The 14,685-nt window shown below is 65.8% G+C and carries 14 protein-coding genes; 8 read left to right on the top strand and 6 right to left on the bottom strand.

The genetic code is table 11. The features are described from left to right. Complete coding sequence (locus AC1DB0_RS01220) at positions 1–795, top strand: SDR family NAD(P)-dependent oxidoreductase (RefSeq protein WP_454669070.1); 795 nt, start codon at positions 1–3, stop codon at positions 793–795. Positions 796–895: 100 nt separating this feature from the next. On the opposite strand, the gene AC1DB0_RS01225 is transcribed toward AC1DB0_RS01220, so the two are convergent. Continuing rightward, positions 896–1,693, bottom strand: coding sequence for an IclR family transcriptional regulator (locus AC1DB0_RS01225; protein WP_054421622.1), 798 nt, complete (start codon positions 1,691–1,693; stop codon positions 896–898). After that, positions 1,693–2,397, bottom strand: coding sequence for an esterase (ypfH, locus tag AC1DB0_RS01230; protein WP_054421618.1), 705 nt, complete (start codon positions 2,395–2,397; stop codon positions 1,693–1,695). Before ypfH ends, AC1DB0_RS01225 begins: the two co-directional genes overlap by 1 nt. 132 nt (positions 2,398–2,529) lie before the next feature. On the opposite strand from ypfH, the gene AC1DB0_RS01235 reads away from it, so the two are divergent. The 7 genes from AC1DB0_RS01235 to AC1DB0_RS01265 all read left to right on the top strand — a co-directional run bounded on the left by AC1DB0_RS01235 (position 2,530) and on the right by AC1DB0_RS01265 (position 11,245). After that, the gene (locus AC1DB0_RS01235; protein ID WP_054421616.1) at positions 2,530–4,008 is read left to right on the top strand and encodes an amino acid permease; all 1,479 of its coding nucleotides are present in this window, start codon (positions 2,530–2,532) and stop codon (positions 4,006–4,008) included. A gap of 150 nt (positions 4,009–4,158) precedes the next feature. Further along, positions 4,159–4,863 (top strand): translesion DNA synthesis-associated protein ImuA, encoded by a 705-nt coding sequence (imuA, locus tag AC1DB0_RS01240; RefSeq protein ID WP_054421614.1) that lies wholly within the window; start codon positions 4,159–4,161, stop codon positions 4,861–4,863. Then, entirely contained in the window at positions 4,793–6,262 is a 1,470-nt protein-coding gene (locus AC1DB0_RS01245; RefSeq protein ID WP_054421611.1) for a Y-family DNA polymerase, read from the top strand. Before imuA ends, AC1DB0_RS01245 begins: the two co-directional genes overlap by 71 nt. A gap of 10 nt (positions 6,263–6,272) precedes the next feature. Next, on the top strand, positions 6,273–9,506 hold the full coding sequence (locus AC1DB0_RS01250) for an error-prone DNA polymerase (RefSeq protein ID WP_476756775.1): 3,234 nt from the start codon (positions 6,273–6,275) through the stop codon (positions 9,504–9,506). A 168-nt stretch (positions 9,507–9,674) separates the two neighbouring features. Next, entirely contained in the window at positions 9,675–10,403 is a 729-nt protein-coding gene (locus AC1DB0_RS01255) for a hypothetical protein (protein WP_476758575.1), read from the top strand. Next, positions 10,400–10,678: a hypothetical protein gene (locus AC1DB0_RS01260; protein WP_175169080.1), complete on the top strand. Its 279-nt coding sequence runs from the start codon at positions 10,400–10,402 to the stop codon at positions 10,676–10,678. Before AC1DB0_RS01255 ends, AC1DB0_RS01260 begins: the two co-directional genes overlap by 4 nt. A 156-nt stretch (positions 10,679–10,834) precedes the next feature. Continuing rightward, positions 10,835–11,245: an I78 family peptidase inhibitor gene (locus tag AC1DB0_RS01265; RefSeq protein ID WP_054421600.1), complete on the top strand. Its 411-nt coding sequence runs from the start codon at positions 10,835–10,837 to the stop codon at positions 11,243–11,245. 166 nt (positions 11,246–11,411) lie between these two features. Here the strand turns inward: AC1DB0_RS01265 and AC1DB0_RS01270 are convergent, their stop codons facing one another. Genes AC1DB0_RS01270 through AC1DB0_RS01285 form a run of 4 tightly spaced genes read right to left on the bottom strand, consistent with a single transcriptional unit; the run spans position 11,412 to position 14,536 of the window. Continuing rightward, on the bottom strand, positions 11,412–12,374 hold the full coding sequence (locus AC1DB0_RS01270) for a LysR family transcriptional regulator (RefSeq protein WP_156336407.1): 963 nt from the start codon (positions 12,372–12,374) through the stop codon (positions 11,412–11,414). Positions 12,375–12,419: 45 nt separating this feature from the next. Then, positions 12,420–13,154, bottom strand: a complete 735-nt coding sequence (locus tag AC1DB0_RS01275) for an amino acid ABC transporter ATP-binding protein (RefSeq protein ID WP_175169082.1) — start codon at positions 13,152–13,154, stop codon at positions 12,420–12,422. Between the two features lie 10 nt (positions 13,155–13,164). Beyond that, on the bottom strand, positions 13,165–13,854 hold the full coding sequence (locus AC1DB0_RS01280; protein WP_054421595.1) for an amino acid ABC transporter permease: 690 nt from the start codon (positions 13,852–13,854) through the stop codon (positions 13,165–13,167). After that, positions 13,847–14,536 carry an amino acid ABC transporter permease gene (locus AC1DB0_RS01285; protein ID WP_476756773.1) on the bottom strand — a complete coding sequence of 230 codons (690 nt, stop codon included), beginning with the start codon at positions 14,534–14,536 and terminating at the stop codon, positions 13,847–13,849. The genes AC1DB0_RS01280 and AC1DB0_RS01285 overlap by 8 nt, the downstream gene beginning before the upstream one ends. Positions 14,537–14,685: the final 149 nt, after the last annotated feature.

Below are 14,685 nucleotides of genomic sequence, written 5' to 3' on the forward strand. Positions count from 1 at the left end.
ATGGGCCAGCGCTTGAAGGACAAAGTGGCGCTGGTGTTCGGCGCCGGCTCGTCAGGCCCCGGCTGGGGCAACGGCAAGGCGGCGGCCGCCCTGTATGCACGAGAAGGCGCGTGGGTGTTCGCGGTGGACGTGCGCGCAGACGCCGCCGAAGAGACCCGCCGCGTCATCGACGCCGAGGGCGGCCGCTGCGTAGCGCTGACAGCCGACGTGACCGATTCCGCGCAGATTCTGGCGGCGGTCTCGGCGGTGCTGGCCACGGCGGGACGCATCGACGTGCTGCACAACAATGTCGGCATCACCGAAATGGGAGACCCCATCGAGGCCAGCGAGGAAAGCTGGCACCGCGTGCTGGACACCAACCTGACCGGCGTGTTCCTGACGTGCAAGCACGTGCTGCCCGCAATGCTGGCGCAAGGCGGCGGCAGCATCGTAAACATCTCATCGCTGGCGTCGATTCAGGTGAACACGTATCCGTACACGTCGTACTACGCGGCCAAGGCGGGGCTGAACCACCTGACCCGCTCGCTGGCCGTGCGGTATGCGCCCAACAACATCCGCGTCAACGCCGTGCTGCCGGGCGTGATCGATACGCCGCTGATCTATACGCAGATCGCCGGGCAGTTTGAAGACGTGGATGAGATGCGCCGCCGGCGCAACGCCGCCAGCCCCATGGGACGGATGGGCGATGCGTGGGACGTGGCGCACGCGGCGCTGTTCCTGGCCAGCGATGAAGCCAAGTACATCACCGGCGTCTGCCTGCCGGTGGACGGGGGCAAGGCCTGCGCCGGACGCTAGCCCGCGGGCGCTAGCCCCATGGCATGGGCTTCAAGGCACCAGCGTCAAGGCGCCGGCTTCAAGGCAGCGGCTTCAAGGCAGCGGCGTCAAGGCAGCGGCATCAAACCCGGGGCGCCAGATCGGCCGATAGCTCAGCCGCCGCCCGTTGCAACGCGGCCACCACGTCCTGCAAGCGGGCGCCCGACAGACGCGAGCGTATCGCCGCCACACTCAGCGCCGCCACCACGCGCTGCTCGCGGTCCAGCACCGGAACGCCCACGCCGAGCATGTCGGGAATGATGCGGCCAGGGTTGAGCGCATAGCCGTTCTTGCGCGCGGCGGCGATGTCGTCGCGCAGCATGTCGGTGGACGGCAGGTCAGGCGCCACCGTGGCGTCGTAACGCGCCAGCACCCGTTCAATATCGTCATTGGGTAAAAAAGCCAGCAGCGCCAGGCTGCCCGCCCCCACCCCCAGCGGCCGGCGATGCCCCACTTCCAGCGTCAGGATCTTGATGGGAAAGTCGCCCGTCTTGCGGTCGACGCAGACGGCTTCATGGCCGGATCTAACCGACAGGAAACTGGTGTCGCCGGTGGACTGCGCCAGGCGCAGCACGGCGGATTCGGCGATAGCCTTGATGCCGTGCCGCCCTTCCGCGGCCAGGCCAAGAATGTAGGACTCGCGCCCCAGGCTGTAGGTTTTTAGCTTGGGGTTCAGCGACAAAAACCCTTCTTGCAGCAGCGCGGCCAACATACGGTGCGCGGTGGGTGGCGTCAGACCAATGTCGCGCACGACGTCGGTCAGCCCCACGCCACGCGCGGGCGCCGCGCCCACATATTTCAGGATGCGCAACACGCGGAAAATGCTTTGCGCGCCGCCCACCGAATCCGCAGCGTGCGGCAACGGGGCCTGGGCCGCCATCAATGCACCGTGGTGCCGTCCGGCGGCGTCTGGTTCAGCCCCAGCGCCGCTTCCCAAGCGCGCAACGGCACGCAGGTCTGCAAGCGCACGATGGCGCGCTGGATCAACGCGGGATGCAGTTCGTGGCCGACGTGGCTGGCGATGTCGATGGTGGAATCGCCATGCAGCTCTTCCAGCCGGGCCTGAGCGGCCTGGATGTGGGCCACGCTCATTACCGGATCATCGGCGCCGTGCAACAGATGCAGGGTGGTGTATTGCGGCGCGGCCTTGGGCAGCTGCGCGTAGCGGCCCGAAAACGCGATGACGCGCCCGGCCATGCCGTCGTGCGCCTGCACCAATTCCAGCGCCATGATGGCGCCCTGCGAAAAGCCGGCCAGCGCGGTGTCGGACTGCAACAGGCTGAAGCGCGCCTGCGCCTCGCGTACATAGGCTTCCAGGGGCGGCATGGCTTGCGCCACGCGTTCGGCGCGATTGTCTTCCGTCACGCCGCGCACCGAGAACCATTGCCGCCCCGAGCCGCCGCCATCAAAGGGCTCGAAGCCTTCGGGTGCCAGCACGGCCGCCGCCGGAAACGCTGCGCGCACGGCCTCGGCCAATGGCCGAAGGTTATCGGGCGAACCGCCCACACCGTGCAGCAGGATGAACAACTGGCGTACGTCGACGCCAGGTTCGGGAAGGAATTCCAATGAGCGGGAAGATGCCATGAAAACTGCTCCGTGCTGGCGTAGCACCGTCCGGCTACGCCTTGATGACCGCATTGTAAAATGCGCGCCTTAATGCGGACGGGCAAGCTGCAAGCCAGACTGCCGCCGCAACGGCCTTCTTTTACCCCTGCAATGCACACACCCACCACCGACTCGGGCGCCACGCCGGCGAGCCAGAACCAGCTGCACCGCGTGCTCAAGGCGCGCCACCTCACGATGATAGCGCTGGGCGGGGCCATCGGCACCGGCCTGTTCGTCGCCTCCGGCGCGGCGATTGCCCAGGCGGGCCCCGGTGGCGCCCTGCTCGTGTATCTGGTGATTGGCCTGATGGTCTACTTCATCATGACCAGCCTGGGCGAGCTGGCCACCTTCATGCCGGTGTCCGGTTCCTTTTGCACCTACGCGTCGCGCTATGTCGACCCAGGCTTTGGGTTTGCGCTGGGCTGGAACTTCTGGATCAGCTGGGCCACGGTGGTTGCCGTGGATGTGGTGGCCGCCCAACTGGTCATGGCGTACTGGTTGCCGGACACGCCAGGATGGATATGGAGCGTGGCCTTTCTGGCGCTGACCTTCGGGCTGAACGCATTTTCGGCGCGCAGCTTTGGCGAAGCCGAATACTGGTTCGCCATCATCAAGGTGGTGGCCGTGCTGTGCTTCATTGCGGTCGGGCTGGGCATGCTGGTGGGCATCATCCATAGCGGCAATGAAGTGGGCCTGGCCAATTGGAAGGTGGGCGACGCGCCGTTCGTGGGCAACGCGGCAACGTGGGTCGGCGTGGCGATGGTGGTGGCCTATTCCTTCCAGGGCACCGAACTGGTGGGCGTCGCCGCGGGCGAATCCGAGAACCCGCGCCGCAACGTGCCGCGCGCGATCAACAACGTGTTCTGGCGCATTCTGCTGTTTTACGTGCTGGCCATTCTGATCATCGGCCTGCTGCTGCCCTATACCGACCCGCAATTGCTGCGCAACGAAGTGGAAGACATTGCCGTCAGCCCCTTCACGCTGGTGTTCCAGCACGCGGGGCTGCTGTCGGCCGCCACCGTGATGAACGCCGTGATCCTGACCTCCGTGCTGTCGGCCGGCAATTCGGGCATGTACGCCGCCACGCGGATGCTGTTCAACATGGCGGCCGAAGGCCAGGCGCCGGCCATCTTCAAACGCCTGACCGCCAATGGCGTGCCGCTGTACGCGCTGCTGGCGACCACCGCGCTGGCCTGCCTGTGCCTGTTCAGCGTGGTGTACAGCCCGAAGGCGGTCTACATCTGGCTGCTGAATTTTGCGGGCATGACGGAATTCATCGTCTGGCTGAGCATTGCGATCAGCCACTACCGGTTCCGCCAGGGCTATGTGAAGCATGGCTTCAACCCGGATGACCTGCCCTACAAGGCCGGCCTGTTCCCGTTTGGCCCGGTGCTGGCGTTTGTGCTGTGCCTGATCGTGACCTTGGGCCAGAACTATCAGGCCTTTTTGCAAGACCGGATCGACTGGATCGGCGTGGTGTCGACCTATCTGGCCATTCCGCTGTTCCTGGCGTTGTGGATCGGGCATCGCGTGGTGAGGCGGTCGCGCTGGGTCAAGTACCAGGACATGCGGTTTTACGGCGGCGCGTAAATCGAATGTGATGCGGTCGAATCGCGGCCGAATTTGACGCCGTCGAATGTGACGCAGGCATGGCGGATGCCGGCGGGGTCGAAATACTGTATATTTATACAGTGTAAATTCACCCTATAAGCCTCAAGCCGATACCGGGCCCCACCCGCCATGCAGTCCCCCGAACGCATCCACCCCGCGTTGTGGCGCGCCACCCAGCTGGCCAAAGGCGCCGCCCGCACCCTGCCCACCGGGCACGCTCCGCTTTCCGCCGAGCTGCCGGACGGGGGCTGGCCGCTGGGCGCGTTGGTTGAATTGCTGACCCCGCACCCCGGTATCGGTGAAATCCGCCTGCTGCGCCCCGCGCTGGCCCAACTGGAAACGCGCCGTCCCATCGCCTTGGTGCAGCCCCCGCATGCCCCCCACATCGCCAGCTGGATGAGCTGGCGGCTGGACCCCCGGCAGTTGCTGTGGGTCGCGCCGAAAAAGCCCGTCGATACCTTGTGGGCCGCCGAACAGATTCTGAAAAATGGCAGTTGCGGCGCGCTGATCTGCTGGCTGCCGCATGTGCGCCCCGAATCCTTACGCCGCCTGCATCTTGCGGCGCAGGCTAGCGACCTGCTCTTTATTGCCGTCCGCCCGGCCAACGCCGCGCAGAACGCCACCCCCGCCCCATTGCGGCTGGCGCTTGCGCCCGCGCCGGGCGGTTTGTCTGTCCATATTCTGAAGCGCCGGGGGCCTGTCTGCGACACGCCGCTATACGTGGGCCTGGAACCCGGCGCGCTTACGCCTTCTTCCCCCCGCCATGCGCCTCTGGATCGCCGCCTACCTGCGCTGCCTGCCGCTGGACGCACTACGCCCGCACTGGCCGCATGAGGGTCTGGCATTCGCCGTTCTGGACCAGGAACGCGTTGCCGCCCTTACCCCCGCCGCCCGCCAGGCCGGCGTCAAGGCGGGCATGCGCCGCGCCGGCGCAGCCGCCATCGCCCCCCAGGTCGACTTGCTGCCGCGCCAGCCGCAAACTGAAGCCGACGCGCTCCACGGCGCGGCGCTGGCCCTGCTGCAATACACCCCCGAAATCGCCCTGGGCGACGACGACACCGTGCTCCTGAATGTCGGCGCCAGCCTGATGTTCTTTGGCGGACCGCGCGCGCTCAGCCAGCGCATCCGCGCCACCCTGCGCGCGCTGGATTTGCGCGTGTCGCTGGGCATGGCGCCCACCGCCACGGGCGCCTGGCTGCTGGCGCACCGCCCGGGCCGCCGCATGCCCCGCCGCACCTTGACGCTACCCACGCTGACGCGCCGGCTCGACGCCCTGCCGCTGGCGCTGCTGCCGCAGGCGCTGGCCCGCCGCGACTGGCTGGACGACATCGGCTGCCACACGCTGGCCGACTTGCGCGCCTTGCCGCGCGCCGGCCTGCAACGGCGCAGCACGCCCGAATTGCTGCAAGCCCTGGACGCCGCCTACGGCCAGAAACCGGAGCTCTATCGCTGGATCGAACCGCCCAACCAGTTCTCGCGGCGCATCGAACTCATGGACTATGTCGAGCACACCGACGCCGTGCTGGCGGTGGCGCGCCGGCTGGCCGAACAACTGGGCGGCTGGCTGACCGCGCGCCAACTGGCCGTGCGCCGCGTGGTGCTCAGCATGGAACACGAACGCGGCCGCCACGCCCGCCCGCCCACCGAGCTGGAACTGGCGCTGGCGCAACCGGTATGGCAGGCCCCGCAACTGCTGCACCTGCTGCGCGAAAAGCTGAACCACTTCACTCTGGAAGCGCCCGTCATCGCGGTATCGCTGCTGGCGCCCGACACGGTTGAGCAGCCGGCCGCCAGCACCACCCTGTTTCCCGAGCCCGGCGGCACGGCAGCCGACCATGCCCGGCTGCTGGACTTGCTGGTGGCCCGGCTGGGCCGCGATCAGGTCCGCCACGCGCAACCCACCCCCGACCACCGCCCCGAAGCCGCGAATTCCTGGGGCGACGCGCTGGCCGCGCCCCGCCCGCCCGAACCCCTGCCCCCCTTGCTTGACCGCCCGTTCTGGCTGCTGGAAACGCCGCTGCCCTTGAAGCTGTCGGGCCATCGCCCGCAATACGGCGGCCAGGCGCTGCGCCTGATGCGCGGCCCCGAACGCATCGAAAGCGGCTGGTGGGACCCGGCCCTGACCGTGCGCGACTATTTCGTCGCCGAAGACGCCGCCGCCGCGCGCTACTGGATCTACCGCGAACGCGACGCGGAGCACGCGCGCTGGTTCCTGCACGGGCTGTACGCCTGAGGCCGCCGGCATGGACGACGATTCCTACGACGCGCTTGACCCGTCCGACCTGTTGGCGACGCTGCCCGGCTACGCCGAGCTGCAATGCCAGTCGAACTTTTCCTTTCTGCAAGGCGCGTCCCACCCCGAAGAACTGGCCGCACGCGCCGCCGAACTGGGCTACGCCGCGCTGGCGCTGACCGACGAATGTTCGCTGGCGGGCGTCGTGCGCGCCCACATGGAAGCCAAGACCCAGAAGCTGCCGCTCATCATCGGCGCCACCTTCCAGCTGCGCGCCGCCCCCGACGCCGCGCCGCTGGGGCTGACCCTGCTGGCGCAAACGCGCGAGGGCTACGGCAACCTGTCGGAGCTCATCACGCTGGCCCGCACCCGCGCGCCCAAAGGCGAATACCGGCTGGAGCCGGATGACTTCACCGATCCGCCCGAGGGCAGCGCGCATCTGCGCCACCTGCCCGAATGCCTGGCCATCCTGACGCCCGCCTACGGCACCGACGCCGACCGCCTGGCCGAACAGGCGCGCTGGCTGGCGCGCGTCTTTCCGAACCGCGCCTGGGTGGGGCTGAATCTGCTGTACCGCTCGCGCGACGACCAGCACCGCGCCGCCATCGAACACGCCGCGCAGCAAGCCGAGCTGCCCATCGTGGCGGTGGGCCAGGTGCAGATGCATGTGCGGTCGCGCAAACCGCTGCACGACACGCTGACCGGCATCCGCACCCATCGGCCCGTGTCCCAATGCGGCTACGAGCTATCCGGCAACGCCGAGCAGCATCTGCGCACCCGCATGCGGCTGGCCAACCTCTACCCGCCCGAGGCGCTGGCGCAAACCCTTGTCATCGCGCGCCGCTGCGCGTTTTCGCTGGACGAGCTGCACTACGAATACCCCGACGAAATCGTGCCGCGCGGCCACACGCCCGCCACCTATCTGCGCCAGGAAACCCTGGCGGGCGCCGCGCGCCGCTTTCCCGCCGGCGTGCCGGAAAGCGTGTCCGAGCAGATCGAAAAAGAGCTCGACCTGATCGCCGACCTGCACTACGAAGCCTATTTCCTGACTGTCTACGACATCGTCCAATACGCGCGCAGCGTCGGCATCCTGTGCCAGGGGCGCGGCTCGGCCGCCAACTCGGCCGTCTGCTATTGCCTGGGCATCACCGCTGTTGACCCGGTCCGCGGCAACAATCTGTTCGAACGTTTCATCAGCAAGGAGCGCAACGAACCGCCCGACATCGATGTGGACTTCGAGCACCAGCGCCGCGAAGAAGTCATCCAGTACATCTACCGCAAATACGGCCGGCAGCGCGCCGCTCTGACCGCCGTCGTCATCTCCTACCGCCCGCGCAGCGTGCTGCGCGATACCGGCCGCGCGCTGGGCGTGGACCTGGGCGTCATCGACGCCGTGGCGCGCGCCCATCAATGGTGGGACGGCAAAAAGGAAATGCTGCGCACGCTGGGCGCTTGCGGGCTGGACCCGGAATCCCAGGTGGCGCGGCAATGGGCGTCGCTGGCGCAGACGATGATGGGCTTTCCGCGCCACCTGTCACAGCACCCGGGCGGCTTCGTGATTTCACGCGGGAAGCTGTCGCGCCTGGTGCCAATTGAGAACGCCGCCATGCAAGACCGCAGCGTCGTGCAATGGGACAAGGACGACCTGGACGCGCTGAAGCTGCTGAAGGTGGACGTGCTGGCGCTGGGCATGCTGTCGGCGCTGCGCCGCACGCTGGAACTGGCCGGCCAGCGCCGCGGCCAGCCGCTGGCGCTGCAAGACATCCCGGAAGGCGACGACGCCACCTACGACATGATCTGCGACGCCGACACCGTAGGCGTGTTCCAGATTGAATCGCGCGCGCAGATGACGATGCTGCCCCGCCTGCGGCCGCGCAAATACTACGACCTGGTGGTGCAAGTCGCCATCGTGCGGCCCGGCCCCATCCAGGGCGGCATGGTCCACCCCTATCTGCGCCGCCGCCAGGGCAAAGAAAAAGAAACCTATCCCAGCGAAAAGGTGCGCGGCGTGCTCAGCCGGACGATGGGCGTGCCCATTTTCCAGGAACAGGTGATGCAGATTGCCGTGGTGGCCGCCGGCTTTACGCCGGGCGAAGCCGACCAGTTGCGCCGTTCCATGGCCGCCTGGAAACGTAAAGGCGGCGTGGACAAATTCCGCGTCAAACTCGTGGGCGGGCTGCTGGCGCACGGCTACACGCTGGATTTTGCCGAAGCGCTGTTTCGCCAGGTGGAAGGCTTTGGCGAATACGGCTTTCCCGAAAGCCACGCGGCCAGCTTCGCCCTGCTGGCCTATTTCAGTTCCTGGTTGAAGCGCCACGAACCCGAAGCCTTTCTGGCCGCCCTGCTCAATTCCCAGCCCATGGGCTTTTACGCCCCCGCGCAACTGGTGCAGGACGCCCGCCGCCACGGCGTATGCGTGTTGCCCGCCGACGTCACGGTCAGCGGCTGGGATTCCGCCCTGGAAACCTTGCCGCCTGACCACCCCGGCGCCCAACGGCCCGCCCGCCCCCACGCACCGCCCCGTGACGACACCCGCCCCGCCGTCCGGCTGGGCCTGAGCCTGATCCAGGGCATGCGGGAAGACGCCGTCCGGCGCATCGAAACCGCGCGCGCCCAAGGCCCGTTTACCGACACGGGCGATCTGGCGCGCCGCGCCGGCCTCAACCGCCATGACCTGAATGCGCTGGCCGCCGGCGACGCCCTGCGCACGCTCGCCGGCCATCGGCGCCAGGCCAGCTGGGAAGCCGCCGCCAGCGTACACAGCCGCGACCTGCTGCGCGACGCCGCCATCGAAGAAACCCAGGCGCCCCGCCTGTCAGCCCCGTCCGAAAGCCAGACGGTTGCTGCCGACTACCGCAGCGTCGGCCTCACCCTGCATCGCCACCCCGTCGCACTGCTGCGCCCCCAACTCACCGCCCGCAATTTCCAGCCGGCAGAAGTGCTGAACCGCTATCCCAACAAACGTTCGGCACGCGCCTGCGGCATCGTCACCGTGCGCCAACGGCCGCAAACCTCCAAGGGCGTGATCTTCGTCACCCTGGAAGACGAAACCGGCCCCGTCAACGTCGTCGTGCGCCCCGAGCTCATCGAACGCCAGCGCCGCGAACTGCTGGGGGCCACGCTGCTGGGCGTCTACGGCGCCTGGCAAAGCGTAGACGGCGTGCGCCACCTGATCGCCCAGCGGCTGGTGGATATGTCCGATCTGCTGGGCGGGTTGGCGGCGCAAAGCCGGAATTTTCATTGAGGGGTGGGATGAGGTTGAACCGGTGAATTGCGGGCAGTACCCGTGACATGGGTGTCACGCATCGCGGCAATCCCCGACGCGCGCGGCCTATGCTTTGCGCCTCGACTCACCATCGTTGCCGGGGACCCACTCATGTCGCCATCGCGAATCCATTTCTATCAAGAGCACTTGGCCGACCTGCATCAGGCCTTGGTTCAACATCCGATCGTGCTGAAGCATTTAAGCGGCCGGAACATCCGCCTTGATGGTGTAGCGCTATTGCCCGAGGACACTTTCTCCACGCCCTTCGGCAATATCTCAGCCTTGGAATTCGCCCGCTTGTTTTCGGTCTTCGACGGCAGCCGCGTGCATCAACAGGCGGAGCACAAATTGGGGCTGGATAATGCGCCACCCGGCCTCTACTACACCGTGGTCAACCCCCGTTTGATACAGGCGCCGTTCAAGAACAAGCTTGGCCTGTATGCACCAGACGCCGGCACCAACTGTCGCCTCATTTACGCGCTGCACATCGACCATTTCTACTTGAGCGCCACGTTGGCGCCCCCTTACCTGGGCCGCTTCGCTTTTGCGCTTTGCGCCATCACGGCCTTTCTGTCCGGACTTGTCAGAATATCCCTGATGGCTGCGGGCGGCCTGGGCTACAGCGCCCACTACATTGGCTATCGGTTCTGGCCGAAACTCGGGTTCGATGCCCCGCTACATACCGGTGAAACCGCTGGGCAAATGCGGTTAACGGGATGCGCCACCGTGCAGGACGTGTTGGCCATTGATGAGGCTTGGTGGATCAGCGCGGGTTCGCAAAGACCTATGGTTTTTGACCTGGCGCCTCATAGCGCCTCCTGGCAAAAGCTAGTACCCTACATCAGCACTCAAATCGCGCCAGGGAGGCTTATATGAATGACCAAACTACGCTGAAATGCGCCAATACGGTTGGCTACGATAAGACTGGCTACGATAAGACTGGCTGCAATAAGACTGGCGGCACTAAGACAGGCCGCCCAACCCAAGCAACGGGCTCAGAAGACATCTCCGCGAAGCCAGGCCGGGTGATCAAGGTCTCCATGAAGGGTATCCCGGTGGTCACGCAGGGCATTTGGGCGGAAATGGTAGCCCGCGCGCGTCAGCCGTCCACGGTCTTCCGTCCTTATCCGATCTTGCCCGACGCAAACTGACTCAGCCCCACCCCCGCTTTCCTTACACCAGGCCCGCCTTGACATCAGATCAACGCGGGTTTTTCATTTTTTGCCACGCTGCTGCCGCCCCCCATCACAGCCCGCCACGGCTGGTCTATCATGGCTTTTTTGTCGCGTAGTTGTAAGGAGCTTTACATGATCCGCAAGCTGATCCCCTTCCTCCTGGTTGCCACCCTGAGCGCGTGCGCCAATACCGGGACGTCGTCTTCGTCCAGCCGCGCACCGGCAGCCTCCAGCTCCTCTAGCTCCTCCACCTCGTCCGATTCGTCCGGTGGCGCAACGTATGGCGGGTCTTCGTATGGGTCGTCGTCGAACATGCCCGGCAGCAGCATGGGTGGCGGCAAGACTTGCGACGCGGGCGCGCTGCAATCGCAGATTGGCCAGAAAGCCAGCCAGTCGGTCATGGAAGATTTGCGTTCGCGCAGCGGCAGCACCACCGCCCGCATCCTGCGCCCGGGCCAATTGGTCACCATGGAATACAACGCGACCCGCCTGAACCTGATCGTGGATGACAAAGATGTCATGACTGCCATCCGCTGCGGCTGATCCCACCGCACTCCTGCCCCGGGGGCCGGCGCCGAGCCCGGCCCGCCGCTAGGCTTGCCCAACGCCGCTAGGCTTGCCCAAGTTTCGCGCTGGACTTGCCCAAGCCGACTCGCCCAAGCCGACTCGCCCAAGCCCCGTCGCCCAAGCCCTCGCCCAGCGCTTCGCGCTATGCCTCGTTCATGGCCGCGGGCGGCACGTGGGGCAGGAATGCCCCCGCCACTTCGAACGCGCATTCCTCGCGCGCAATATCGATCACCCGAGACACGATCGGGTTGACGATATTTTTCTTGTGCACCGCGTAGTAATTGATGGTCGGCAAGTCCGGCTGCACGTTCAGCTGGCAGAGCGCGCCGCGTTCGACCAGCGGCGCGAAATACGCCCCCGGCAGATAGCTGATGCCCAGGCCCAGCATGGTCAGCTGCGCCATCATCCCCAAGCTATTGCACGTCAGCACGCGCTTGACCGGCAGGCCCTGCTCGGCGAACCAGGCGTCATACAGATGCGACAACGCGGAATTCGTGGGTTGTGAGATCACCGGATACGGCGCCAGATCCTGCGGCGTCAGCTGTGCCGAAAAATCGATATCCAGCGCAGGGCTGGCCATCCAGACGTTGGTGACCGCGCCCAAGTGCGTGCAGTCGTACTGATAGCTCCAGAACGGGCCCGGCATGATGGCCAGGTCCAGCTGGTCTTGCTCCAGCCGTTCGTAGAGCGTGATGCCGCCATCGATTTCCGGCATCAGTTGCACGCGCGGGTAGCGCAGGCTGATCTGGTTGATCAGCCGCGCCAGCCAGGTCATGCCGACGAGTTCGGTCACGCCCAGCCGCACCACGCCTTCGAAGCTGGCCGGGTCGGCCATGTTCTGCACGATGCGGCTGTTCAAGTCGAGCATTTCGCGCGCCAGTTCGAACAGCTTGCGGCCCTGCGGGGTCATCAGCAATTTCTTGGCGCGGCGTTCAAACAAGGGCGAACCGGCAAAAGCTTCCAGTTCGCCCACCCGCTTGGCCACCGCCGATTGGGTGGTGTGCAATTTTCGGGAAGATGCGCTGAAGCTGCCAAGTTCGGAGCTCCAGTAAAAAGCCTCTAGCTGCTTAAGGGTGTACATCGCGGCGGTCGATGCGAAACGCATGGAAACCCTCACCTTACCATCGCCGCCGCGCTGTCCGACCCGGCCTTAGCCGCGCGGATGCAGGATGTCGGCCAGGAAGCGCTGCGCGCGCGGATGCGACGGCGCGCTGAAGAAGCGCTCGGGCGTGTCCATTTCGAGGATCTCGCCGCCGTCCATGAAGACCACGCGGTCGCAGACGTCGCGCGCGAAACCCATTTCATGGGTCACGCACACCATCGTCATGCCGTCCTTGGCCAAGCCCTTCATTACTTGCAGCACTTCACCGACCATTTCCGGGTCGAGCGCGCTGGTGGGCTCGTCAAACAGCATCACCGGCGGTTGCAGGGCCAGCGCCCGCGCAATGGCCACGCGCTGCTGCTGGCCGCCCGACAACGCCCCCGGGTAGGCGTCAATCTTGTGCGCCAGGCCCACGCGATCCAGCAGGCTTTTCGCGAGTTCCACCGATTCCTTGCGGGATTGCTTGCGGATGTTCACCGGCGCGAAGAGCACGTTTTCCAGCACGCTCATGTGCGGAAACAGGTTGAACTGCTGGAACACGAAACCAATTTTCTGGCGCAGCGCGTTCAGGTTGGCGCCCTTCTGATAAATGTCTGCACCGTCGATCAGGATGCGGCCTTTTTCGATGGGCTCCAGCCGGTTGATCGTGCGGATCATGGTCGACTTGCCCGAGCCCGACGGCCCGCACACCACCAGCACTTCGCCCCGCGACACCGCCAGGTCCACATCCTTCAGCACGTGATGCGCGCCGTACCACTTGTTCACTTTTTCAAGCTTGATCATGTTTGTTCCTTTAAGCCATGGCGCGCGAGCGGCGGATACGCAGGTCCAGCCAGCTCAAGCCGCGGCTCAGGCTGAAGCACACCAGGAAATAGATGATGGCCAGGATGCCGAACACCTGTAGCGGCTGGGTCAGCACCAGGTTGTTGACCTGGTTGGCCGCGAAGGTCAGTTCATTGACGCTGATGACATAGCCCAGCGACGTTTCCTTGATGGTCGACACGAACTGGCTGGTCATGCTGGGCAGCACGTTAAAGAGCGCTTGCGGCAGCACCACTTTGCGCATCGTCGTCCAATAGCCCACGCCCAGCGAGCGCGACGCCTCGATCTGGCCGCGCGGCACGGCTTCGATGCCCGACCGGATCACCTCCGACAGATACGCGCTTTCATAGACGACCAGCGCGAAGATCAGGGTCCAGAAGCCGCTGACGACCTGGCCCGTCAACTTGGGCACCACAAAGTAGGCCCAGAAGATCAGCATCAGTAGCGGCATGCCGCGCACCACGTTGACCAGCGCCTTGCTGGCCACGCGCAGCCAGCCAAACGGGCTGACACGCGCCAGCGCGATCAACAACGCCAGCGGCATCGACATCGCCAAGCCCAGCGCGGCCAGAATCAGCGTGAGCGCCAGGCCGCCCAAGGGGCCGTTGGGGTATTGGCCGACCAGCAGCGTCGGCCAGTATTGCAGTAGCAGATCAAGCACCGTGGCCTCCGCGATTCAGACGATAACGGGCGTAGATGCGCGATCCCAGCGCCATGATCAGGAACGATCCCAGCAGGTACATGATCGTCGCCGCGCCGAAGGTGGCAAAGGTGCGATAGGTTTCGTTTTCGATCTCGCGCGCCTGGTAGGTCAGCTCCATCACCCCAATCGCCATGGCGACGCTGGTGTTCTTGAATAGCAGCAGCGCGCGGCCCGCCAGCGGCGGAATGGAAATGCGCAGCGCTTGCGGCACGATCACGAAGCGCATGCATTGCAGATAGCTCGCGCCCAGCGCGCGCGCCGCTTCGAATTGCGTGCCGGGAATGGCGCGCAGGCCGCTGCGGATGTCTTCGGCGATGTAGGCCGCCGACCCCAGCCCCAGCGCAATCGCCGCCAGCGACATCTCGGCGTTATGGTCGTACAACCACAAGCGCACGCCTTCCGGCAGCAGTTCGGGCATGCCGAAATACCAGAACAGCACCTGCACCAGCAGCGGCACGTTGCGGTGGTATTCCACATAAGCGTCGACCACCCAGCGGCACGGCGCCAGATTGGTCGCACGCACCACCACCAGCGTCACCGCGATGGAAAACGCCAGCACCCAGGCAACCAGGAACAGTTGCACGGTGATGGCCATGCCGCTGAGCAGCAGCTGGTATTGGGAAGCGTCAAGTAGGCTCATAAAGCAGTCAATCTCCAACAATCGCGCGGACCACGCCAAACGTCACGGTTTCCAACCGCCCGCCTGGGCAGACGCCGGAAACCGTGACGGGGCATTCGGGCCTTGGATACGGGCCTTGGATACGGGCCTAGATGCGGGCCTAGTACGGG

This window comes from Achromobacter sp. 10T422, assembly GCF_056394065.1.

Bases quoted from the DNA above. Each gene is read 5' to 3' on its own strand.
- AC1DB0_RS01260 (WP_175169080.1), top strand. From the start codon at position 10,400: ATGAATGACCAAACTACGCTGAAATGCGCCAATACGGTTGGCTACGAT.
- ypfH (WP_054421618.1), bottom strand. From the start codon at position 2,397: ATGGCATCTTCCCGCTCATTGGAATTCCTTCCCGAACCTGGCGTCGAC.
- AC1DB0_RS01235 (WP_054421616.1), top strand. From the start codon at position 2,530: ATGCACACACCCACCACCGACTCGGGCGCCACGCCGGCGAGCCAGAAC.
- AC1DB0_RS01245 (WP_054421611.1), top strand. From the start codon at position 4,793: ATGCGCCTCTGGATCGCCGCCTACCTGCGCTGCCTGCCGCTGGACGCA.
- AC1DB0_RS01250 (WP_476756775.1), top strand. From the start codon at position 6,273: ATGGACGACGATTCCTACGACGCGCTTGACCCGTCCGACCTGTTGGCG.
- AC1DB0_RS01220 (WP_454669070.1), top strand. From the start codon at position 1: ATGGGCCAGCGCTTGAAGGACAAAGTGGCGCTGGTGTTCGGCGCCGGC.
- AC1DB0_RS01270 (WP_156336407.1), bottom strand. From the start codon at position 12,374: ATGCGTTTCGCATCGACCGCCGCGATGTACACCCTTAAGCAGCTAGAG.
- AC1DB0_RS01285 (WP_476756773.1), bottom strand. From the start codon at position 14,536: ATGAGCCTACTTGACGCTTCCCAATACCAGCTGCTGCTCAGCGGCATG.
- imuA (WP_054421614.1), top strand. From the start codon at position 4,159: ATGCAGTCCCCCGAACGCATCCACCCCGCGTTGTGGCGCGCCACCCAG.
- AC1DB0_RS01275 (WP_175169082.1), bottom strand. From the start codon at position 13,154: ATGATCAAGCTTGAAAAAGTGAACAAGTGGTACGGCGCGCATCACGTG.
- AC1DB0_RS01225 (WP_054421622.1), bottom strand. From the start codon at position 1,693: ATGGCGGCCCAGGCCCCGTTGCCGCACGCTGCGGATTCGGTGGGCGGC.
- AC1DB0_RS01265 (WP_054421600.1), top strand. From the start codon at position 10,835: ATGATCCGCAAGCTGATCCCCTTCCTCCTGGTTGCCACCCTGAGCGCG.